Here is a 21,495-nt window from a genome sequence, read left to right on the forward strand (position 1 = left end):
TGCTGGTCGATCGGTGTGGCCACGAATTCCCCCTGTTGGCTGCCTGGTGGTGCCACCACCAGCATAAGTTCCCTCTCTCCACGCACATTCCCGGGCGGCGAGGGTGGAGCCATGACGACCGACACGCGCACTTCCCGCAGCGGGCCCGGGCGGGCCCCCGAGGCAACGGCCCACGATGAGACGACCCCCCGTGCCGCAGCTCCCCATACGACGGCCCCCGCCGCGGCGGCGGCCGCGGAGGCCGGCGGCGACCGGCTCACCGGCCGGGCCGCACTGGTCCTCTTCGTCCTGTGCGCCGCCCAGTTCATGGTGGCCCTGGACTTCTCCGTGCTGAACGTGGCCCTGCCGGTGCTCGGCAAGGACCTGGGCCTGGGCCGGTCCCAGCTCCAGTGGGCGGTCACCGCCTTCGCGCTGCCCTCCGGCGGCTTCCTGCTGCTCTTCGGTCGGATCGCCGACCTGTACGGGCGCAAGAAGCTCTTCTTGACGGGCCTCGTCCTCTTCGGCCTCGCCTCGCTGCTGGCCACCCTCGCCTGGGACCCGGCGTCCTTCCTGGCCGGGCGCGCCCTCCAGGGTCTCGGCGCGGCGCTCATCGTGCCCACCGGCATGTCCCTGTTGACCACCACCTTCCCCGAAGGGCCGCTGCGCGCCAAGGCGTTGGGGATCTCCGGAACCCTGCTCTCCCTCGGCTTCACCGTCGGCATGGTGCTCGGCGGCGTGATGACCGACGCGCTGGGCTGGCGCTCCACGATGGGGCTCCTCACGGTCACCGCGCTGATCGTGCTCGGCCTGGCCCCGCGGCTGCTGCCCGAGTCGAGGACCCCCGAGCGGCCGCGGCTGGACGTGCCGGGCGCCGTCACCGTCACCGGTGGTCTGCTCGCGCTGATCTACTCCCTGTCCACGGCGGCCCAGGAGGGCTTCGGCGGCGCCGACGTCTGGGGCACGCTGGTGGCCGGCGCCGCCCTGCTCACCGCGTTCGTCGTGGTGGAGACGAAGTCCCCGGCCCCGTTGGTCTCGCTGCCGATGCTGCGGCGGCGCACGGTGGCCTGGGGCAACGTCGGCGGCCTGGTGACCTTCTCGATGATGTCGACGGTCGTCTTCGTGCTGACCCTCTACCTCCAGGAGACCCTGGGGCTCTCGTCCTTCCGGACGGGCCTGGTCTTCGGAGTCCAGGGCGTCATGTCGGCCCTCGCCGGTTCCTACGCGTCCCGGGTGATCGGCCGGCTCGGTGCGCGCCGCACGCTGGCGCTCTCACTGCTCGGCCAGGGCGTGTTCACCGCGGCCCTGCTGGCCGTGGGCACGGGGGCGGGCGCGCTGCTGGCGACCGTCGCGGTCTCGCTGGCCAGCATGTGCCACCTCGGCGCGATCATCTCGTACGGCGTCACCGTGACCAGCGGCGTGCCGGACGAGGAGCAGGGCCTGGCCACCGGTCTGGTCACCACCACCCAGCAGGTCGGCCTCACCATCGGCATCCCGCTGCTCGGCGTGCTGGCGACGACGGGCACCTCGCTCTTCGACGGGGTGCGCACGGTAGTGGCGCTCGACGCGGCGATCCTGCTCGTGGTGGGAGCGCTCATCGCCCTCGGCCTGCGCGACGGGGCGAAGAGCCGCTGAACCGGTGGCCCCGGGGCGGGCGCCCCGGGGCTCCGGCGCTACGCGGAGTCCGGGCGGACCGCGATGTGGTCCGGGGCCAGATCGACCGCCACGCGGTCCTCCATCCCGAGCGCCTCCAGGAAGGTGCGCGGGAGTTGGACCCGGCCGCTGCGGTCCAGCATCACGTACTCGCGCTCGCTGACCGACTCCGCGCCGTGCTCGTCGGTGACGGTGCGCCGCAGCACCTCGCTACTGGTGCGGCCGTCCCGGATGGCCACGGTGCGCCGCACCTCGCCCGCGACCATCGGGTCGTGGGTGACGATGACCACGGTGGCCCCGAGCTCCCGGTTGACCGTGCGGAAGGCCTCGAAGACGGCGGCGCCGGTCTCGGAGTCCAGCTCGCCGGTCGGTTCGTCGGCGAGGAGGACCTTCGGGGCCCCCGCCATCGCCACCGCGACGGCCACCCGCTGCTGCTGTCCGCCGGAGAGCTCCGACGGGCGCCGGCCCGCGAGCGGGCCCAGGTCCAGGGCCTCGATCAGCTCCGCCGTCCGGGCCGCGTGCCGCTTCGCCGCACCGCGTCCGCCACTGGTCAACTGGAGCGGCAGGGCGATGTTCTGCGTGGTCGTCAGGAACGGCAAGAGGTTGCGCGCCGTCTGCTGCCAGACGAAGCCGACCGCCTCGCGCCGGTAGCGCAGCCGGTCCCGCGAGCCCATCTCCAACAGGTCGTACCCGGCCACCCGGGCCGTGCCCGCCGTGGGCCGGTCCTGGCCCGCCAGGATGTTCAGCAGCGTCGACTTGCCGCTGCCGGAGGCGCCGACCAGGGCGACCAGGTCGCCCTGGGCCACCGTCAACTCCAGCCCCTGGAGCGCCTGTACCTCGATCCCGTCGCCGCTGAACACCCGCACCAGCCGGTCGCACACGATGGCCGTGCCCGCCTCGGGCGGCGGGGCGGTGGTCGCGGCGAGCGCGCGCTGGCGCAGCTCCTCGTAGCTGGGGCCGGCCCGGCCGTCCGTTTCCCGCTCGCCCGCCGCCTGGGCGACCGCCCCGTCTGTCCGCTCGCCGCTCATCGCTGGTCTCCCGCTCTCAACTCGGTAGTGATCTGGCGTCGTCCCGACACCGCGGCCTCGGCCAGTACGGCCACCGCCACCAGGGCGGCCAGGCCCAGTGCCTGGACCAGTACGGGCCGCGCGCTGAACCGCAGGCCGTCCGCCACGGGCGCCCCGACCAGGGTGGAGAGGTCCACCGCCGGGCCGAGCAGGAGCACCGCGGCCGTCGCGGTCAGCGCTCCGCCGAGCGCCGCTGCCACGGCCTGCGGCAACGACTCGGTCAGCATCAACAGCATGCCCTGCCGGGGTCGAAGGCCCATCGTGCGCATCCGGGCCAGCAGCGCGGCCCGCTCGGGTGCCGCCCGTACCAGCGACAGCAGGACGGCCAGCAGGGCGAAGGCCGCGGCGCCGATGATCGAGGTCGTGAACAGCCGGACCGCGGCCGCCTGGAGCGGGTCGTCGGCCAACTCGTCCGCCATCCCGGCGCTGGTGCGCACCCGGAACTCGTTCGCGTGGGCGGCCGGCACGAGCGAGCGCACCAGCACCTTGAGCTTGTCCTCGGGGGGATTGCCCACCGCGTACCAGTAGTTGGGCTGCTGGATTCCCGCGATGGCGGCCGTGGCCGGACCCGCGGGCACGATGACCGTGGCCCCGACGGCGCCGGGCCGCACCGGCGTGCCGTCGACCGTGCCGCGCGAGGTGACCTGGAGCTGGCCGTCCCCGAGCCGCAGCCGCAGGGTGCCGCCGGGCGCCAGCTTGGCCAGCCCGGAGCTGAACAGCACGGGCAGCGGCGAGTCGGCCGTGCCGTTGCCCTTCCCGGCGAGCAGGGCCGGGTCGAAGGGCCCGATGTTGGCGCCCTTGGACAGTGCGGCGTAGGCCTTGGGTTCGACGACGACCACGCTCACCTGCGTGGTGAAGTGCGAGGCCGGAGCGTCGACGAAGGCGTCGTCGTTCGTCCACAGGCTGACGGAGGACCGTACGCCGGCCACCTTGTCCGCCGCCTTCACCAGCTCGGTCGGCAGGGTCTGGCCGGGGGGCGCGGCGATCTGGGCGTCGGCGGCGACGCTCACCCGGGTCGCGGACAGCCGGGCCTCGTCGGCCGCGTTCAACACGGTGGTCCAGAAGCCGCCGGTGGTCACGGCCAGCAGCAGCGCGACCAGCGGCAGCACCGGAGTGCGGCTGCGGCCCCCGTCGCCGCGCGAGGCGCGCGCCAGACCGAGGAAGCCGATCACCCCCCGGCTCCGCGCGGCCATCTTGGCCGGCAGGGAGACCAGCAGCGGGAGCAGCCGGGCCAGGAACAGCCCGCCGCACAGCGCGAGCAGCAGCGGGGCGGCGACCAACAACGGGTCGACGTCGGCGCCGGCCTGGGCGATGCCTCGCCCGCGGACCTCCGATACGGCGGCGCCGGTCGCCAGGAACACCAACAACTCGCCCACCGGGCGCCGCCAGCGGTTGCGCGGCCGCGGCGGCGCCAGCAGGACCAGGGCCCGCACCGGGAAGGCCAGCCACGCCAGCAGCGTGGCGGCCAGCGCGGTCGACAGCGAGGGCAGCAGCCGTGGCGTGGGCAGCAGGGCGAAGGCGAGCGCCATCGCGACCAGGGCCGCGGGGAGGACCGTCACCGCGCCCTCCGCGAGCAGTCTGCGCACGAGTCCGCCGCGCGAGGCGCCGCGGGCCAGCAGCAGCCGCAGCTCGAACTCCCGCCGCTCCCCGGCGAGCGCCGCCGCCAGGCACAGGACGACGAAGACGACTCCGGCGACCCCCGCGGGGCCGCTCACCCCCACCGGGGCGGCGGCCTGCTGCCGCTGCTTGGCCTCCGCCAGCAGGGCGGGCAGCGGGGAGGTGATCGTCAGGTCGAGCCGGCCCGACTCGCCGAGGAGCTCGGCGGCGGTGGACCCGGAGACGTACGAGGTGATCTGGCCGGTGGCGTCGGACAGTCGGTCCGCGCGCAGCTTGCCGGTGTCCAGCGGCAGCCGCCAGAAGTCGGTGCCGCCCTTGCCCCAGGCCGCGGCCCGCGGCAGGTCCTGGGCGCCGACGAGGGCGCCGGCGTGCCAGTAGGAGCGCGGTTCCTTGGTGACGGTGTAGCCGGTGCAGGCGCGGGCCATGCAGGGCAGGCCGGTCCAGACGGGATCGGCCTCGTCGTTGGCGGCGTAGAGGCCGACCACCACGGCCCGGTCGGCGTCCGGGGCCTGCGGGCCGTCGGCCTCGGTCCGGAGCACCGTGCCGAGCGGGGCCTTCAGGGCCTGCGACGCCCGTTGCGAGAGGGCGATCGGCACCGGCCCCTCGGTGTTGGCGCCGCTGGGCCAGCGGCCCGCCACCATCTTCAGGTGCCCCTCGGCCTCGCGCAGATACAACAGGCTGAGCTGCGGAGGAACGTCGTCCGGCGCGGCCAGCCCGGGAGTGCTGAGCGAGCGGGGCTTGTCGCCCAGCGTGCCGTGCACCGGGCCGCTCGCGGCCAGCGTGATGTTGCCGCCGGTCCGGGTCTTGAGCAGGCCCAGGATCCGGTCCAGGTCCTCCGGGGTCCCCGACCCGTTGGAGGAGTTGCCGGAGACCAGGACGCTGGTCTGGCCCGGCCCCTTGCCGCCCAGGAAGGCGCGCAGGGCCTGGTCCGCGCCCCGGTCCAGGGCGCGGGGCAGGGCCGCGCTCAGGAACACGGCGGCGAAGGCGAGTACGGCGGCCAGGACGGCGGCCGACGGCATGGCGCGCAGCCGGGTCCGCACCCAGGACGCGGGTCGTGTGGCCCGTGAGGCCGTACGGGCAGTGCGGATCATGACTCCTCCACCTGCCGCAGCCGAGCGGCCGTGTTCCGGTTGCGGCGGCCACCGAGGGTGGCGGCCAGCAGGGGGACGACGGCGATCGCGACGGTCAGCAGCAGTGTCCGGCCAGCCGGCAGGTCGACCAGTAGTTCGGGGAACGGGCGGCTGCCCGCGGGTGTCCGCACCATCAGCGGCACCACGAGATGGACGAGGGCGGCGCCGATGCCCACCCCGGCGGCGCTGCCGAGCCCGGCCAGGACCAGGCCCTCGGCCGCGGCGGTACGGGCCAGCAAACGCCGCGGCGTACCGAGGGCCAGCAGTACCGCGGATTCACGGGAGCGTTCCCGGGCGCCCGCCGCGGCGGCCGCGGCGAATCCGATCGCGGCGAGCACCGCGCAGGCCACGGCCAGCACGGCGAGCGCCCGCTGCGGGGCGGTGCTGAGCGGGTCGTCGAGCAGCGTGGCGGCCACCTCGTCGCGCAGCAGCACGTCCTGGCCCCCGGCCCCGGCCCCGGTCCGCAACGCGGCGGCGGCGCGCGCCGGCACCGGATCGTCGGCGGAGGTGCCGGGCAGCCACCACTCGGTGACCGCCGGCAGGGCGCGGGCGCCGTCCGCGGCCGGAAGCCGACCGACCAAGGACAGGTCGAGGGCGAGCGCGGTGTCACCGGCTACGGGCAGCGTGCCCACGGCGCGGGCGATCCGCACCCGGACGGTGGACTGCGCGAAGGGGACCGGCACCACGTCACCGACCTTCGCGCCGATGGCGGCGAGGTAGCCGCGGGTGGCGACCGCGGGCAGCTCCGCGGGGGGAACCGCGGCGCCCGCGGTCAGCACGATGGAGGTCTCTTCCCGCTTGGGCACGGTGGTGTAGCGCATCCGCAGCAGCGCGGGCCCGGTCGGGGCACCCGGTGCGGCCTCGGCGAGGAGGGCCGCGCTCGCACCCTTGGGCGGGTCCGACATGGTCCAGTCGGCGGAGCCCGAGGCCCCCGCACCCGGCGGCTGGACGGGGACGGCCGGGCCGTCCGCCGTCTCGGCGACCGCGAGCCGGTGGACCGTCAGCTCGCCGCCCACCAGGGGCGGCGGGTCCATCTCGTCGGCTTTCTGCGCGCCGTAGGAGAGGACCACCGAGAGCAGCGTCAGCGGCCCCGCGGGCTTGCCGACCGGACCGTCGGCCAGTGCGGCCAGGTCCACCGGGACGGTGGCCCGCCCGCCCCCCACGGGGAGTATCGGGACGGGGGTCCGGTAGGTCATCCCGAACCGGTCGCGCAGCAGCAGCTTCAGGTTGGGGGTGCCGCTGGGCGTGCCGGTGGCGCGCAGGGTCAGGTCGAAGTCGAGCCGTTGCGCCCCCGCGGGCAGCGGGATGCCGGTGGTGGGGTTGGCGGTGGCGGCGGGCCCGGTGACCGTGGCGAGCGCGGAGAACACCTTGTTCATCGGCTGTCCGTCGCGCAGGTCGGAGCGCAGCGGGACCCGGTCGCCCGCGCCCGCCGTGTCCAGCGCGAGCAGCTGCGCCGTGCGCCCGTCCGGCAGCGGCTGCTGCCCGCGGATCACCGGCACCACCCGGTCGCCGCCGGGCAGCGCCGCGTAGCGGCCGGCCTGACCGAGCTGGGTGAGCTGGCTGTTGGTGATGCGCAGGCCCCCGGCGGTGCGGTAGTCGGCCTGGTCGTACTGGGAGTCCGACCACGCGGTGTGCTGACCGAGGGCCAGCACCCCGCTGGACACGGCGAGCACGAGCAGGACCACCGGGCCGGTGGCCCGCTGGGGTCGACGGGCCAGCTGCCAGCCGACGAGCGCCGGACCGAGCCCCGATCCGCGCGCCGCCAGCCGGCCGCCGAGGCGTGCGGCGAGCGGCAGGATCCGCAGGACGAGCACCGCCCCCGCGCACAGTGCCAGGGTCGGCGCGGCGACGAGGACCGGGTCGACGCCGGAGGAACCGCTGCCGTCGGTGGCGGGCGCGGCGCCGTCGTAGCGGTCCAACTGCTGGTAGGCGAGGGCGGCCAGCGCCAGCAGCGCGATGTCCGCACCCGAACGCGCGGCCCCGGCCACCAGCTCCTGCCGCTTGCCGCCGTGCCGTTGTACGACGGCCGAGGCGCCCCGCAGCAGGGCGGGCAGCGTGCTCAGCAGTACGCAGCCGAGCGCGCACGCGGCGGCCACCGGCCACAGCGGCCAACTCGTCTCCCACACACCGGCGTTCGCGGTGACCGAGGTCCCGTGCGCGCGGGCCCCCGCGCCGTCGAGGAAGCGCAGCAACAGGGGGGCGAGCAAGGGGGCGAGCAGGGCCGCGGGCAGGGCCAGCAGCAGCGCCTCGACCACGGTCAGCAGTTCCAGCTTGCGCCGGGAGGCGCCGCGGGCCAGGAGCAGGTTCCGCTCGCCCTCCTGGTGCTTCATCAGGGTGTGCCCGACGATCAGCAAGGTGGCCGCGGTCAGCACGACGAGCTGGAGCTCGCCGATCAACAGGGTGGACCAGGCGACGGTGCGCGCCGAGCGCAACTCCGCCATGACCTTGGGTAGTTCGGTCCGCGCGTTGAGGGCGGAGGAGGTCTTGAGCGCCGCGGTCAAGGCCGCGGTCCGCTCCCCGATGGCCTCGGCCTCGGGGGTGTGGACCCCCGCGAAATCGGGGCTGAGGAGGGTGACGCGACTGTCCTGCGCCACACCGCCGACGGTGAAGGCGGAGTCGTCGACGAGCAGCGGGCCGTAGGTGGTGAAGCTGCTGACCTGGAAGCCGCGACCACCGACCGGGTCCAACTGCCAGTAGGGGGCGGCGGGGTCCGCGGCCCGGTACACACCGGTGATCAGCACGGTGAGCTGAGGCCCCTGGAAGCGGTCGTCGAGGCGTACCTCGGCGGGCAGTTGCGCCGCCGTCAGCCCCAGGCGGTTCAGCGCCGCCTCGGGCACGGCCACCGGCACGCGGGAGGCGACGGCGCCCGCGCCGACGGGCTGCGGCCACTGGCCGGCGACCAGCCGGGTCCGGGCCTTGTCGAAGGCGGCGAGCAGGGTCAGGTCCGCCTCGGGGACGGGCCCCCCGGGCGCGACGGCGGTACTCCCCGGCAGGCCGTAGGCGTGGCTGCGGGCCACGCTGTCGACGGCGACCGGCAGCTCGCCGAACAGCCCGCGGGCGAAGCCCCGTAGGGCCTCGTCGTCCTTGGGCCGGTCGGCCACCGGGTGGTAGCCGGTGACGACGACCGTGGACCGGGTGTGGTCCCGCCCCAGGAGGGACTGGCGCAGCCCCGCCTCACCCACGCCTCGGGTGAAGGCGAACAGAGCGGTGAGCACGGTCGTCGTGATCAGAACGGTGAACAACACGGCGGCAGCGAGGGACACACGCCCGCGCTGACGACGCATGACGAAGGCGAGCATGCGTGATATTCCTCCTACTACCGGACCATAGGTACCGGATAGCGGAGGATCTTGTCAGATTCGAACGGGCATGGGAAGGGCTTGTTTCCGCGGGAAAGGGATGAGCAAATGCGGATATCGGTAACCACATTGGGGGCTCCATGACCACGACCACGACCACGCAGCACGGGAGCGAATCGGCGACGCCCATGGTGGTGGTCGACGACGTGCACCGCAGCTTCGGCACCGGCGAACAGGCCGTGCACGCCCTGCGCGGAGTCTCCTTCGAGCTGCGAAGAGGCGAGCTCACCGCGCTGAAGGGGCGTTCCGGTTCCGGAAAGACGACCCTGCTGAACCTGGTCGGCGGCCTGGACGCCCCGACCAGCGGAGCCATTCGCCTCGACGGCACGGACCTGACCGGACTCGACGAGGGCGGGCTGCTGGCCCTGCGCCGCGAGCGCATCGGTTTCGTCTTCCAGTCCTTCGGCCTGATACCGGTGCTGACCGCCGCGGAGAACGTCGGGGTGCCGATGCGACTGCGCAAGGTCGCGGCCGCGCAGCGCGAGGAGCGGGTACGTACCCTGCTCGCGCTCGTCGGCCTCGCCGACCACGCGGCGCAGCGGCCGGGGGAACTCTCCGGCGGCCAGCAGCAACGCGTCGCCGTGGCACGCGCCTTGGCCAACGACCCCGACCTGATCATCGCCGACGAGCCCACCGGCCAGCTCGACTCCGAGACCGGCCACGCGATCATGGAGCTGCTGCGCGCCGTGGTGCGCAGCGAGGGCGTGACGGTTCTGGTCGCCACCCACGACCCGGCCCTGATGGACCTCGCGGACCGGGTCGTGGAGATGCGCGACGGCCGCGTGGTGGAGACGGGCGAGGAGGGGGCGCCGGCGCTGGGCGGCGACGGGAACGCGGCGGTGGGCGCGGGCGCGCACGCCTGACCGGCCCGGGCCCGGGCCCCGCCCGCCACCCGGCGCAGCCTGCCGATCCGGCCTGCCCCGGCCGGATTCCGCTTGACGCGTGCGGGGACGCGCGCCGGGACTGGCGCCGAGCCCGTTCGGATCCCGTCCGTAGCCCTTCCGTCGCCGGAGCATCACCCCATCGGGGCGCCCACCGCGGCGGGGAGCGGCCGGCCGTGAACCGGGCCGCCCGCCCCCGGACCGCCCGCCCCGGGCCGCGTCCCGCAGGCTCCGTCCCTCAGGCGCCGCTGTGGCGGAGCATCTCGTCGCGCTCGACGACCTTGACGCGCTCGCGGCCCTCCGCGGCGCCCAATGCCCGTTCGTGGGCGTCGAGCAGGTGCCAGCCGTCCCACGTGGTGTAGCGCACGCCGCGCTCGCCCAGGAAGGACGTCACGGCGTCCGGCTCCGGGTCGGTCGCGCCGGGCAGGCGCCCGCCGGCGTGGTCCTCCAGGAGGCAGGCGACGGTCTCGTTGGCATCGCCCTTGGTGTGGCCGATGAGACCGACCGGGCCGCGCTTGATCCAGCCGGTGACGTAGACGGCGCTCTGATGGGTCCCGTCGGCGCCGATCACCCGGCCCGCCTCGTGCGGGACGGTGCCCGAGAGCGGGTCGAAGGGCAGCTTGGGCAGCTCGTCGGAGTAGTAGCCGATCGCCCGGTAGACGGCCTGGACGTCCCAATCGGTGAAGCGGCCGGTGCCGCGGACGTTCCCGGTGCCGTCGAGCTCGGTGCGCTCGGTGCGCAGTGCGACCACGCGGCCGTCCTCGCCGAGGATCTCCTCGGGGGACTCGAAGAAGTGCAGGAACAGCTTGTGGGGCCGGGTGCCGGGGTCGCGGATGGCCCAGTTCTCCAGGGTGGAGGCCACCATGTTGGCCTGCTTGTTGGCGCGGCGGGTGGCGATCGAGCCCTCGTCGTAGTCGATGTCCTCGGGGTTGACGATGACCTCGATGGTGGGGGAGTGGTCCAGCTCGCGCAGCTCCATCGGGCTGAACTTGGCCTGCGCGGGTCCGCGCCGGCCGAAGACGTGGACCTCGACGGCCTTGTTCGTCCCCAGCCCGGCGTGCACGTTCGGCGGGATCTCGGTGGGCAGCAGCTCGTCCGCGGTCTTGGCCAGGATCCGGGCCACGTCCAGGGCCACGTTGCCCACGCCGAGGACGGCGACCTTCTCGGCCTCCAGGGGCCAGGTGCGCGGGACGTCCGGGTGGCCGTCGTACCAGGAGACGAAGTCCGCGGCGCCGTAGGACCCGTCCAGGTCGGAGCCGGCCAGGTCCAGGGCCCGGTCGGCCGTGGCGCCGGTCGAGAAGACCACGGCGTCGTAGAAGCGGTGCAGCTCGTCCAGGGCGATGTCGCCCGGGTAGTCCACATTGCCGAACAGGCGTATCTGGGGCTTGTCGAGCACCTGGTGGAGCGCGGTCACGATGCCCTTGATCCGCGGGTGGTCCGGCGCCACGCCGTAGCGGATCAGCCCGAACGGGGCGGGCATCCGCTCGAAGAGGTCGATGGAGACCCCCGGAGCCTGGGCGGCGTCGGACTTCAGGAGGGCGTCGGCGGCGTAGATGCCGGCCGGACCGGCGCCGACGATCGCTACACGGATGGGGCGGGACATGCGAGACGTTCCTCCAGGCAACGGGGACGGATGGTTCGAGACAAGCTCGCTCGACGGGTCCCCGGTAGCCGGTGGCGACCTATGGGTCCATAACTCGCGCTTATGACCCGCCGCCAAAATCCAAACAAGAATGTCAGACATAAGCAAATGGCGGTAAGTGACACAATCTCCGGCGCGCCCGCGCCGCCGCCGATACCCGGCTGAAACACGGTCGTGCGGTGCCCGAAGCACGCCCCTGACCAGCCAGAAGGCATCCTCCACCAGGCTGTGGGGGTACCCGGCGGCCGGTGTACACGACACCAGGAGGCGGTTGTTTCCGTGCTGAGTTCTCCACCGAGTTCCCCGAACCCCTCGACGGAGCCGTCCGCTCCGACCCCGACGGATCCGACCGGCCCCGACCCGACCGGTCCGCGCGCCGTGCCGCCCCGCCGGGGTCGGGCGATCGTGGTCGGCGCGCTGCTCTGCGCCCTGCTGATGGTCCTGCCCGACCTGGTACCGAACGGTTTCGGCAACTTGGGCAGCCTGCTCCAGACCCTGCTGCCCTGGACGGGGCTCGCCGTCCCCGTCCTGCTCGCGCTGGCGGCCGTACGCCGCTCCCGGCCGGCGGCCGCGGCCGCCTTGGTCCCCGCCGTCGCCTGGGCCTGCGTCCAGGGACCGGCGCTCATCGACAAGCGCGCCGGGGGCGGCGACTTCACCGTCGTCAGCCACAACGTCGACGAGGGGAACGCCGACCCGGTGGGCACCGCCCGCTCCCTGGCCGCCTCCGGCGCCGACCTGCTGGCCCTGGAGGAACTCTCCAGGAAGTCCGCGCCGACCTACGCGCGCGAACTGGCGGGCGCCTACCCCTACCACGAGGTGCGCGAAGGGGTCGGCCTGTGGAGCAAGCGCCCCCTGACCGACGTGGAGGCGGTGCCGATCATGCCGTGGACGCGCGCCCTGCGCGCCACCGTGGACACCCCGAAGGGGCCCGTCGCCGTCTACGCCGCGCACCTCGCCTCGGTACGGGTCCTCCCGACCGCGGGCTTCACCACGGCGCGCCGCAACGAAGCCGCCGGAAAGCTGGCGCAGGCGCTGCGCGCGGAAACGCTGCCCCGGGTGATCGTCCTCGGCGACTTCAACGGCTCGGTCGACGACTCGGCCCTGGGCGCGCTGACCTCGCCCCTGCGGTCGGCGCAGCGGGAGGCGGGCGACGGCTTCGGCTTCACCTGGCCCGCGTCCTTCCCCGTGGTCCGCATCGACCACGTCATGACGAAGGGGCTGGCCCCCGTCTCCTCCTGGACCCTGCCCGCCACCGGCAGCGACCACCTGCCGGTCGCGGCCGCGCTGAGGCTCTGACCGGTGGGAACCCTGGCTACGATGCGGGGGACGACGTCCGAATACCGACAGGTGGATGACATGTCGGAAACCCGGGGCCCGGACCCCGTCAGCATCCTCCTCGTCGAGGACGACGCCACGATCCGGCGCGCCGTCCAACTGGCCCTGGAGCGCTACGGATACCGGGTCGCGGTCGCCGGCGACGGACTCGACGGCCTGGAGGCGTTCCGGGCGGGCGGGCACGACCTGCTGATCCTGGACGTGATGCTGCCCCAGCTGGACGGGATCGGGCTGTGCCGCCGGATCCGCGAGGAGAGCCTCGTACCGATCCTGATGATGTCCGCGCGCGGTGACGCGCTCGACGTGGTCGCCGGGCTGGAAGCGGGCGCCGACGACTACGTCGTCAAGCCCGTGGACACCGCCGTCCTGGTCGCCCGCATCCGCACCCTGCTGCGCCGCGCGACGTTCGTCCCGACCCGGTCGCCGGCGGAGGCGGACGCCGCGGCCCCGCCGCCGCCCGCCGTGCTGACCTTCGGCGACCTCACCGTGGACACCCTCGGGATGGCCGTCCACCGGGCGGGCCTGCCCGTCCCGCTCACCCCCACCGAGCTGCGCCTCCTGCTGGAGTTCGCGGGCTCGCCCGGCGCCGTGCTCGACCGCCGGCGACTGCTGCGGGACGTCTGGGACTACGGCTGGGAGGGCGACACCCGCGTCGTCGACCTCTGCGTGCTGCGGCTGCGCAAGAAGATCGGCGCGGAGCGGATCGAGACCGTCCGCGGTTTCGGCTACAAGCTCGTCCGCGGCTGAGGGCCGGCCGCCATGGCGTTCCTCAACCCCCGCGCCCTGCGCTGGAAGGTCGCCGCGCTGACCGCCGCCGCCTGCTGCGCGGTCGCCGCCGTCATCGGCGTGCTCGTGCACGACGCGACGGCGCAGCGCGGGCGGCAGGCCGGCCTCGACCGGATCTCCACCCGACTGGCCGCGGCGGAGCGGGAGTACGACCGTACCGGCAAGGTGCCGCTCGACGTCGAGGTGCTGGCGCCCGGGAAGCTCGACGCCCCGCTCGCGCGCGAGCTCGCGCGCAAGGAACCGGGAGCCCTCTACGCGACCTGGTACGACGTGAAGGCCCCCAACTGGTACTGGCTGTGGGCGGCGAGGCCCGTCGCCGGCGACCGGGTGCTCGTCCTGCGGACGGACATGAGCATGGAGGTGCGCGGCCTCCAACTCCTGGACCGCAGCATCGTCACGTCCGTACTCGCCGCCCTCGCCGTCGTCGTTCCGCTCGCGGCCCTCGCCACCGAGCCGATGAACCGGCGGCTGCGCGGCGGCGCCCGGGTCGCCCGACGGATCGCCGACGGCGACCTCGACGCGCGGATCGGGGTCCGGGGACGGGCCCGGGACGAGATCGCCGAGATGTCCGCCGCCATGGACGAGATGGCCGCCGCGCTGCAACGCAAGCTGGAGGCCGAGCGGCGGTTCACCGCCGACGTCGCGCACGAACTGCGCACCCCGCTGATGGGCCTGGTCACCGCAGCGGGGCTGCTCCCCGACGACGACGAGGCGGCCGGGCTGGTCCGGGACCGGGTGCGCACGCTCGGCGCCCTGGTCGAGGACCTGTTGGAGATCTCCCGGCTCGACGCCGGGGCGGAGCGGGCCCGGCTCGACGCGGTGCCGCTCGGCGAGCTGGTCGTGGACGTGGTGCGCCGGACCGCCGCCGGCGACCGGGTCGCGGTCGAGGACGACCGCGTGGTGCAGACGGACCCGCGGCGGGTGGAACGGATCGTGGTCAACCTCGTCACCAACGCGCACCGGCACGGCGCGGCCCCCGTCGAGATCACCGTCACCGGCGCGCGGATCGTCGTCCGGGACCACGGCCCCGGCTTCCCCGCGATCCTGCTCGACGAGGGGCCGCAGCGCTTTCGCACCGGGGCCGCCGACCGGGGGCGCGGCCAGGGCCTGGGGCTGACCGTCGCGGCCGGTCAGGCCGAAGTCCTGGGCGCCCGGCTGGACTTCGCGAACGCTCCGGACGGCGGCGCGGTCGCCACCCTCGACCTGACCTCCGCGGCGCCGAAGGCCTGATCCGGGTACGAAAATTCGGTTCGGTCACCGAACTCTTTGGGTAGGGTGGCGCCATGACGCTCCCTCGCGACTACCAGGGCCAAGCCTGCGCGCTCTCCCGCTCGTTGGAGGTGATCGGCGAGCGCTGGACGCTGCTGATCGTGCGCGACGCCTTCCTCGGGGTGCGCCGGTTCGCGGACTTCGTCGCCCACCTCGGCGTCCCGCGCGCCGTCCTCACCGACCGTCTCACCGGCCTGACCCGGGCCGGGGTGCTCGCCCGGGTGCCCGACGGCGGCAAGCGCGAGGTCTACGTGCTCACCGACAAGGGCGTCGGGCTCTGGCCGGCCGTCCGCGCCCTCACCCTGTGGGGCGAGGAACACCACCCCGCGCCCGGTGGCCCCCGCCGCGCCTTCCGGCACGCCGACGACGACGCGTACGTCGCCCCCGACGGCCGGTGCACCGGGTGCGGAGCCCCCGTCGAGGCGGCGGACCTGGTGCTGGTGCCCGGCCCGGGGCTGGCGCCGCCGTCCCCGGACGACGACCCGGTCACCGCCGCCCTCCACCGGCCGCACCGCCTGCTGCGGCCGCTGCCCCTCACGAAAGGACCTTCCAGATGAGAATCCTGACAGTCGGCGCGGGCGCCGCGGGCGGCTACTTCGGCGCCCTCCTCGCCCGGGCCGGGCAGGACGTCACCTTCCTCGTGCGCCCCGGCCGCGCCGCCGCGCTGGGCGCGCGCGGGCTGCGGGTGAGCGGACAGGGCGAGGAGTTCGTCCTCGAACCCCGGCTCGCCACGGCCGACACGCTCTCGGGCCGCTACGACCTGGTCCTGCTCTCGGTGAAGTCGACGGCGCTCGCGGCGGCGGCGCACGACCTCGCCCCGGCCGTCGGCCCCGGCACGACCATCGTCCCGCTGCTCAACGGCATGGCCCACCTCGACTCCCTCGGCGCGCGGTTCGGGGAGCGGGCCGTGCTGGGCGGCGTGGCGAAGGTCGTCACCACCCTCGACGACGACGGCGACATCCTGCGCATGGCACCGCCCCGGGCCCTGCTCGTCGGGGAGAGCGGCCCCACGTCCGCGATCCCCTCCGCCCGCGTCCGGGAGATCCGCGAGGCACTGAACGGCGCCGGGATCACCAGCCCCGACGTCGAGGACATCGTCGCCGCGATGTGGCACAAGTGGGTCTTCATCACCACCCTCGCGGCCGTCACCTGCCTGATGCGGGGCTCCGTCGGCGAGGTCAACGCGGCCCCGGGGGGCGCGGAGCTGGGTCGGGCGGTCCTCGCGGAGGCCGCCGCGGTCTCGGCCGCCGCCGGGTACCCGGTCCCCGAAGCCGAACGCGCCGCGACGGCCGCGACCGTCACCACCGCGGGCTCCCCCCTCACCCCCTCGATCTACCGCGACCTGCAGGGCGGTCGTCCCACCGAGGTCGAGCACCTCTTCGGCGACCTGATCGCGCGCGCCCGCGCCCTGTCGGTCCCGGTCCCGCTGCTGGAACTGGCGACCCTGCACCTGCGCGTGCACCAGCGTCGCGTGACGAAGGAGTAGCGCGCGCCGAGCGACCGCGTCCCCCTCCCGTGCGGGTTACCCGGTGTAGTCGTCGGGTAACAAGTCGACGGAGAGGGAGGGGATCATGGGGAAACGCATGCGCACGCGGGGCGACCGGTGGGGCACGGCCGTGGTGGTCGGGGGTGGGCACGCGGGGCTGGTCACGGCCCGCGTCCTGGCGGATCACTTCCGCGAGGTGGTGATCCTGGAGCGGGACGCGGTCGACGAGGACACCGGCACCCATCCGCACGCGCCGCAGGGCTACCACGCCCACGCCGTACTGGCCAAGGGCTCACAGGTCCTGGAGGCGCTCTTCCCGGGCCTGCGCGCCGAGATGGAGGAGCGGGGCGCGCCCGTCTTCGACTACGGGGAGCGCATCGACTTCCTGCTGCCCGCCGGGCTCGCGCCGCGCTGCCGGACGGGGGTGCGGGTCCAGTCCTTCACCCGCGACGAGCTCGAACGCAGGCTGCGGCGGCGGGTGATGGCCCTGCCCGGTGTGCGGCTGGTGCCCTCGGCCCGCTGCGAGGCCCTGGTCGCGGGCCGGCCCGGCAGCGTCGGCGGCGTCACCTACCGGGTGGTCGGCGCGGACGACGCGGACGGCTCGGACGGCGCGGGGGAGAGCGTCGAGCTGGCGGCCGACCTGGTCGTCGACGCCTCGGGGCGCGCCGGCGGACTGGACCGCCGCCTCGCCGACCTGGGGGTGCCCGTGCCCGGCAGACGTGTGGTCAAGGCGAAGATCACCTACACCTCGATGAGTTTCGACCGGCCCGAGAAGAACCCGCCGGACTTCGACATCGCCTACCAGATGACGTTCGCGCCCCGGATCTCCCGTGGCGGCGTCATCCTGGCCGTCGAGAACAACCGCTGGATGTGCTCCCTGTTCGGCTTCGGGGACGAGGCGCCGCCCACCGACGACGACGGCTACCTCGGCTTCGCCCGGAGCCTGGGCAACCCCCACCTCGCGGGCCAGCTCGAACAGCGGGAGCGCCCGGAGAGCGTCCACCGCTACGTCAACGTCAACAACCAGTGGAACCTCTTCCACCGGAGCAAGGCCTGGCCCGAGCGCCTGCTCGCCGTGGGGGACTCGGTCTGCGTGTTCAACCCGGTCTACGGTCAGGGGCTCACCGTGGCCGCGATGGAGGCCGAGCTCCTCCAGGGCATGGTGACCGAGCTGCGGGTCAAGGGCCGTGGTCTGGACGGGCTCAGCCGCCGCTACCAGGGGCGGGTGGCCCGGTTGCTGGTCGCCCCCTGGACGCTGTCGAGCAACTCCGACCTGATGTGGAACCGCGACGGCCAGCCGCTCCCGGCCCGGATCGCCCACTGGTACAACAAGCACCTCTTCGCGGTGTCGGCCCGGGACCCGCGCGTGTGGACCCGCTTCGTCGGGGTCGTGAACATGGTGGCCTCGCCCGCGACGCTCTTCCACCCCTCGGTGGTGCGCAAGGTCGTCGCCCAGGCGCTGTCCCAGCGCGGAGCGCCCCGGCGCACGCCCAGCTGACCGGGGGCGCACCCACGGGGGTGCGAACCCATATGGCGGATGGTTTTTCGGACGGAACGGAAATCCCCGGACGCGCCTGCGCGGCAGGTCCGGGGATATTACCCAGGATCCGGGCGCGGCGCGAATGCGTCGTTCTCACGAAAGGGGCACTGGGCGCGCGCCGCGGACGCCTCCATGATGCGAACGATCCACGAAACATTCGCTTCGAAATGGAAGAGGGATCGATTCCATCATGCGCATCGCCCGTCCCCTCGTCATGGCTTCCCTGGCCCTGGTCGCCGCCCTCGGCACGGCCCCCGTCGCCTTCGCGGCCCCGGCCGCTCCGCCCGGCCCGACCGCCTACAACTGTTCCACCGGCTGGTTCTGCATCTACAGCGGCTGGGACGGCACCGGAACGCGCTGTCAGTGGCAGAGCGCCCAGCGCGCGAACACGGCCGACGACTGCAGCTTCATCCGGAGCGGCCAGAACGTCCGGTCCGTCGCCAACAGCACGGGCCAGCGCAAGCAGTACTACACCGGAACCAATTACAACAACCGCGTCGGCTCGACGCCCTCCGGCGGCAGCGGAAATCTCCAGGGCAGTTATCAGATCCGTTCCTTCAAGCCGCAATGACGCCCCTTCGGTAATCCAGCATTGAATTACCGAATGCGTGGTGGTGATGAATGCGGCGGGCTCCGGCCCGTGGCCGGGTGCCGGCCGGGAACCCCCGGCCGGCACCCGGCCTCAGTCGTCCTGCGGGGGCCCCGGCAGCGGCTGCTCCGACCAGATGACCTTGCCCTCGGGCGTGTACCGGGCACCCCAGCGGCGGCTGAGCTGGGCGACCAGGAACAGTCCACGACCGCCCTCGTCCGTGGTGGTGGCGTAGTGGAGCCGGGGCGAGCTGCTGCTGGCGTCGAACACCTCGCAGGTCAGCACACGGTCGAAGAGGAGCCGCACGCGGACCGGCTGCGCGCCGTGCCGGATGGCGTTGGTGATCAGCTCGCTCAGCACCAGTTCCGTGGCGAAGGAGAGCTCCGACAGGCCCCAGTCCGCCAGCTTCGCCACCGCGCGGGCCCGCATCGACGCGACGGCGCTCGCGTGGAACGGCACCTCCCACTCGGCGATGCGGTCCGGGTCCAGGGCCGACGTACGGGCGACCAGCAGCGCCACGTCGTCGCGGGGCCGCGCGGGCAGCAGCGCCGCGAGGACCGTCCGGCAGGTGTCCTGCGGCTTCGACTCCGGATCGGTGTGGGCCAGGGCGGTCCGCAGCAGGTCGAGCCCCTCGTCGATGTCACGGCTGCGGTCCTCGATCAGGCCGTCGGTGTAGAGCACCAGCTGGGTGCCCGCGCCCAGCTGGAGTTCCGTGGACTCGAAGGGGAAACCGCCCAGTCCCAGCGGCGCCCCCGCGGGCAGCTCCGGGATCTCCACGGCGCCGTCCGGCCGCACCAGCACCGGGGGCATGTGCCCCGCCCGCGCCACCGTGCACGTCTGGGTCACCGCGTCGTACACGGCGTACAGGCAGGTCGCGCCCAGCAGGCCGGTGTCGGCCCCGCCCTCGCCGCCCTGGCCGATGTACTGCACGAGGTCGTCCAGCCGGGACAGCAGTTCGTCGGGGGGAAGGTCCAGGGAGGAGAAGTTGAGCACGGCGGTGCGCAGCCGCCCCATGGCAGCCGCGGCGTGCAGTCCGTGGCCGACGACGTCGCCGACCACCAGCGCGACCCGGCTGCCGGGCAGCGGGATCACGTCGAACCAGTCGCCCCCCACGCCGGACTGGGCGGGCAGGTAGAAGTGCGCCACCTCCACCGCGCTCTGTTCGGGCAGCTCGCGCGGCAGCAGGCTGCGCTGGAGGGTCACGGCCAGGGCGTGCTCGCGGGTGTAGCGCCGCGCGTTGTCGATGGTGATCCCCGCCCGGGCCACGAGTTCCTCGGCGAGCGAGAGGTCCTCCTCGTCGAAGGGCTCGGGCTTGTCGGAGCGCCAGAAGTTGACCAGTCCGAGGACCACGCCCCCGGCCTTCAGCGGCGCGGTGATGAGCGAGTGCACCCCGTAGTCGAGGATGGACTGGGCCCGCGCCGGCTCCTGCGCGTACCAGCCCGCGGCGTCGGCGAGCCGGGGGATGAGCTCGGCCCGCCCGGTGTCCAGGGCCCGTGCCTGCGGGGTGGAGGGGGCGAAGACGATCAGCCGGCCGCGCGGGTAGAGCGGCACGTCGTCCCGGATCCCGCTGAACCCGGTGCGGCGCAGGTCCGGAGCCGCGTTGGTGGGCTCGTCACCGTGCAGGACCGCCTCCGCGAGCTCCACGGTCGCGAAGTCGGCGAAGCGCGGTACGGAGACGTCGGCCAGCTCCTGGGCCGTCCGCTCCACGTCCAGGGTCGTGCCGACCCCCACACCGGCGTCGTAGAGCAGCTTCAGCCGCCGCCGGACCGCCTCGGCGCGGGTGCTCAACACGCGCATCTCGGTCGAGTCCCGGATCGTGACCGCCGCGCCCTCGGGCCCGCCGCCGGGACGCGTCGGCCGCTGGTTGATCACCAGCAGCCGCTCCCCGGCCTCGTGCACCTCGTCGCTGGCGACCCGGCCGGACAGCAGCAGGTCCGCCACGTGCCCGTCCAGCGGCAGCTCTCCGACGAGCTGTCCCTCGGCGTCGGCGGGCAGCCGCAGCAGCCGTTTCGCCTCGTCGTTGGCCAGCAGGAGCCGTCCCGTGCCGTCGGTGATCAGCACGCCCTCGCGGACGGCGTGGAGCACCGCGTCGTGGTGCTCGTACATCCGTGTCATCTCCAGCGGCCCGAGCCCGTGCGTCTGCCGTCGCAGACGCCGGCTGATCAGTGCCGCGCCGGCCGTGGCCAGACCGAGGCCGGCCGCGCTGGCCCCGAGGATGACGGGGAGCTGCCGGTCGAAGACGCCGGTGACGTTGTTCACCGTGAGCCCGGCGGAGACCAGGGCCACGACGGGCCCGCTGTCGCCGTCGGTGAAGACCGGCACCACGGCCTGGATCTCCTTGCCCAGGGGCCCCCGCACGCTCTCGGTCTGCACCCGGCCGGCCAGGGAGGGCTCGATCGTGCCGACGAACCGTTTCCCGATCCGGTCGGGCAGCGGGTGGGTGTAGCGGATCCCGTGGGTGTCCATCACGACGATGAAGTCCACCCCCGCGTCCCTCCGGGCGACCTCGGTGAGCGGCTGGAGGATCTTCGACGGGTCGGGAGCGCGGAGCGCGTCGAGCAGGCCGGGGGAGTGCGCGAAGGTCTGGGCGACCGCCACCGACCGGTTGCGGGCCTCGCGGTCGACGTCGTGGCGGGACTGGAGCAGCAGGGCCAGCACCGCACCCGCCGCGAGCAGCACCACGATCGCCACCTGGAGGATGAAGACCTGTCGGGCGACGCTGCGCCGGCGGTTCCGGCTCAGTGACCGCACCGACGTCCCCGGTACGGGTTGCAAGGATGGGTCACCAACCCTTTGTAGCACTGCCGGGCGCCCGGGGTACGACCGACGGCGTTTCCCACGCGGTCCGGTGGCGCGGACGGGCCGGAAAAACCCGGTGCCGTGCCCGGACGGGTTCCCTACACTCGCTACTGCGTGCCGCCACGAGATCGCGGTGCGCATGTCGTCGATCCACCGAACGAGGGGAGCAGGGCCGTGTGTGAGCACACCACCGTCCTCGTTCCCCGGTCGCGGTACGACGTGATCTTGGTGTCCTCGGTTTCCCGGTGACGGCTGCGCGGCCGTCACCGGACGTCCGGGCGACGGGTGCAGGTTTCCTCCCCTCCGACCGGTGATCCGGTCCCGCGGCGTGCCCGCGGGCCGCCGCCGCAGCTCCGCCCGCCATCG

The 21,495-nt window shown here is 74.1% G+C and carries 14 protein-coding genes; 9 read left to right on the plus strand and 5 right to left on the minus strand.

Annotation, left to right across the window (positions count from 1 at the left end; all coding sequences use genetic code 11):
- The first annotated feature begins 111 nt into the window (after positions 1 to 111).
- Positions 112 to 1,611, plus strand: a complete 1,500-nt coding sequence (locus tag ACZ4UB_RS04180; RefSeq protein WP_468068113.1) for an MFS transporter — start codon at positions 112 to 114, stop codon at positions 1,609 to 1,611.
- A gap of 38 nt (positions 1,612 to 1,649) precedes the next feature.
- Here the strand turns inward: ACZ4UB_RS04180 and ACZ4UB_RS04185 are convergent, their stop codons facing one another.
- From ACZ4UB_RS04185 to ACZ4UB_RS04195, 3 genes are read right to left on the minus strand one after another with little or no spacing between them, the layout of a single operon-like run.
- Positions 1,650 to 2,657, minus strand: coding sequence for an ATP-binding cassette domain-containing protein (locus tag ACZ4UB_RS04185; protein WP_468068114.1), 1,008 nt, complete (start codon positions 2,655 to 2,657; stop codon positions 1,650 to 1,652).
- The gene (locus ACZ4UB_RS04190; RefSeq protein WP_468068115.1) at positions 2,654 to 5,404 is read right to left on the minus strand and encodes a hypothetical protein; all 2,751 of its coding nucleotides are present in this window, start codon (positions 5,402 to 5,404) and stop codon (positions 2,654 to 2,656) included. Before ACZ4UB_RS04190 ends, ACZ4UB_RS04185 begins: the two co-directional genes overlap by 4 nt.
- Positions 5,401 to 8,742 carry an FtsX-like permease family protein gene (locus ACZ4UB_RS04195; RefSeq protein WP_468068116.1) on the minus strand — a complete coding sequence of 1,114 codons (3,342 nt, stop codon included), beginning with the start codon at positions 8,740 to 8,742 and terminating at the stop codon, positions 5,401 to 5,403. Before ACZ4UB_RS04195 ends, ACZ4UB_RS04190 begins: the two co-directional genes overlap by 4 nt.
- Positions 8,743 to 8,882: 140 nt before the next feature.
- Here ACZ4UB_RS04195 and ACZ4UB_RS04200 point away from each other — a divergent pair, with 140 nt between their 5' ends.
- On the plus strand, positions 8,883 to 9,665 hold the full coding sequence (locus ACZ4UB_RS04200) for an ABC transporter ATP-binding protein (protein ID WP_468068117.1): 783 nt from the start codon (positions 8,883 to 8,885) through the stop codon (positions 9,663 to 9,665).
- A 256-nt stretch (positions 9,666 to 9,921) separates the two neighbouring features.
- On the opposite strand, the gene ACZ4UB_RS04205 is transcribed toward ACZ4UB_RS04200, so the two are convergent.
- Positions 9,922 to 11,286, minus strand: a complete 1,365-nt coding sequence (locus ACZ4UB_RS04205; protein WP_468068118.1) for an FAD-dependent oxidoreductase — start codon at positions 11,284 to 11,286, stop codon at positions 9,922 to 9,924.
- 417 nt (positions 11,287 to 11,703) lie between these two features.
- On the opposite strand from ACZ4UB_RS04205, the gene ACZ4UB_RS04210 reads away from it, so the two are divergent.
- The 7 genes from ACZ4UB_RS04210 (at position 11,704) to ACZ4UB_RS04240 (ending at position 18,312) form a co-directional block, all read left to right on the plus strand.
- Positions 11,704 to 12,621, plus strand: coding sequence for an endonuclease/exonuclease/phosphatase family protein (locus ACZ4UB_RS04210; protein WP_468068186.1), 918 nt, complete (start codon positions 11,704 to 11,706; stop codon positions 12,619 to 12,621).
- A 60-nt stretch (positions 12,622 to 12,681) separates the two neighbouring features.
- Positions 12,682 to 13,407, plus strand: coding sequence for a two-component system response regulator CseB (gene cseB, locus ACZ4UB_RS04215; RefSeq protein WP_468068119.1), 726 nt, complete (start codon positions 12,682 to 12,684; stop codon positions 13,405 to 13,407).
- Positions 13,408 to 13,419: 12 nt separating this feature from the next.
- Positions 13,420 to 14,676: an ATP-binding protein gene (locus tag ACZ4UB_RS04220; RefSeq protein ID WP_468068120.1), complete on the plus strand. Its 1,257-nt coding sequence runs from the start codon at positions 13,420 to 13,422 to the stop codon at positions 14,674 to 14,676.
- Positions 14,677 to 14,729: 53 nt separating this feature from the next.
- On the plus strand, positions 14,730 to 15,272 hold the full coding sequence (locus ACZ4UB_RS04225) for a winged helix-turn-helix transcriptional regulator (RefSeq protein WP_468068121.1): 543 nt from the start codon (positions 14,730 to 14,732) through the stop codon (positions 15,270 to 15,272).
- Positions 15,269 to 16,201: a 2-dehydropantoate 2-reductase gene (locus ACZ4UB_RS04230; RefSeq protein ID WP_468068122.1), complete on the plus strand. Its 933-nt coding sequence runs from the start codon at positions 15,269 to 15,271 to the stop codon at positions 16,199 to 16,201. Before ACZ4UB_RS04225 ends, ACZ4UB_RS04230 begins: the two co-directional genes overlap by 4 nt.
- 85 nt (positions 16,202 to 16,286) lie before the next feature.
- Entirely contained in the window at positions 16,287 to 17,699 is a 1,413-nt protein-coding gene (locus tag ACZ4UB_RS04235; protein WP_468068123.1) for an FAD-dependent oxidoreductase, read from the plus strand.
- A 232-nt stretch (positions 17,700 to 17,931) separates the two neighbouring features.
- Entirely contained in the window at positions 17,932 to 18,312 is a 381-nt protein-coding gene (locus ACZ4UB_RS04240) for a peptidase inhibitor family I36 protein (protein WP_468068124.1), read from the plus strand.
- Between the two features lie 111 nt (positions 18,313 to 18,423).
- Here the strand turns inward: ACZ4UB_RS04240 and ACZ4UB_RS04245 are convergent, their stop codons facing one another.
- The gene (locus tag ACZ4UB_RS04245) at positions 18,424 to 21,081 is read right to left on the minus strand and encodes a SpoIIE family protein phosphatase (RefSeq protein ID WP_468068125.1); all 2,658 of its coding nucleotides are present in this window, start codon (positions 21,079 to 21,081) and stop codon (positions 18,424 to 18,426) included.
- Positions 21,082 to 21,495: the final 414 nt, after the last annotated feature.

This window comes from Streptomyces sp. NPDC028419 (assembly GCF_055565515.1).

Excerpts from the sequence above, each read along its gene's own strand:
- ACZ4UB_RS04180 (WP_468068113.1), top strand. The coding sequence starts at position 112 with ATGACGACCGACACGCGCACTTCCCGCAGCGGGCCCGGGCGGGCCCCC.
- ACZ4UB_RS04185 (WP_468068114.1), bottom strand. The coding sequence starts at position 2,657 with ATGAGCGGCGAGCGGACAGACGGGGCGGTCGCCCAGGCGGCGGGCGAG.
- ACZ4UB_RS04190 (WP_468068115.1), bottom strand. The coding sequence starts at position 5,404 with ATGATCCGCACTGCCCGTACGGCCTCACGGGCCACACGACCCGCGTCC.
- ACZ4UB_RS04195 (WP_468068116.1), bottom strand. The coding sequence starts at position 8,742 with ATGCTCGCCTTCGTCATGCGTCGTCAGCGCGGGCGTGTGTCCCTCGCT.
- ACZ4UB_RS04200 (WP_468068117.1), top strand. The coding sequence starts at position 8,883 with ATGACCACGACCACGACCACGCAGCACGGGAGCGAATCGGCGACGCCC.
- ACZ4UB_RS04205 (WP_468068118.1), bottom strand. The coding sequence starts at position 11,286 with ATGTCCCGCCCCATCCGTGTAGCGATCGTCGGCGCCGGTCCGGCCGGC.
- cseB (WP_468068119.1), top strand. The coding sequence starts at position 12,682 with ATGTCGGAAACCCGGGGCCCGGACCCCGTCAGCATCCTCCTCGTCGAG.
- ACZ4UB_RS04220 (WP_468068120.1), top strand. The coding sequence starts at position 13,420 with ATGGCGTTCCTCAACCCCCGCGCCCTGCGCTGGAAGGTCGCCGCGCTG.
- ACZ4UB_RS04225 (WP_468068121.1), top strand. The coding sequence starts at position 14,730 with ATGACGCTCCCTCGCGACTACCAGGGCCAAGCCTGCGCGCTCTCCCGC.
- ACZ4UB_RS04230 (WP_468068122.1), top strand. The coding sequence starts at position 15,269 with ATGAGAATCCTGACAGTCGGCGCGGGCGCCGCGGGCGGCTACTTCGGC.
- ACZ4UB_RS04235 (WP_468068123.1), top strand. The coding sequence starts at position 16,287 with ATGGGGAAACGCATGCGCACGCGGGGCGACCGGTGGGGCACGGCCGTG.
- ACZ4UB_RS04240 (WP_468068124.1), top strand. The coding sequence starts at position 17,932 with ATGCGCATCGCCCGTCCCCTCGTCATGGCTTCCCTGGCCCTGGTCGCC.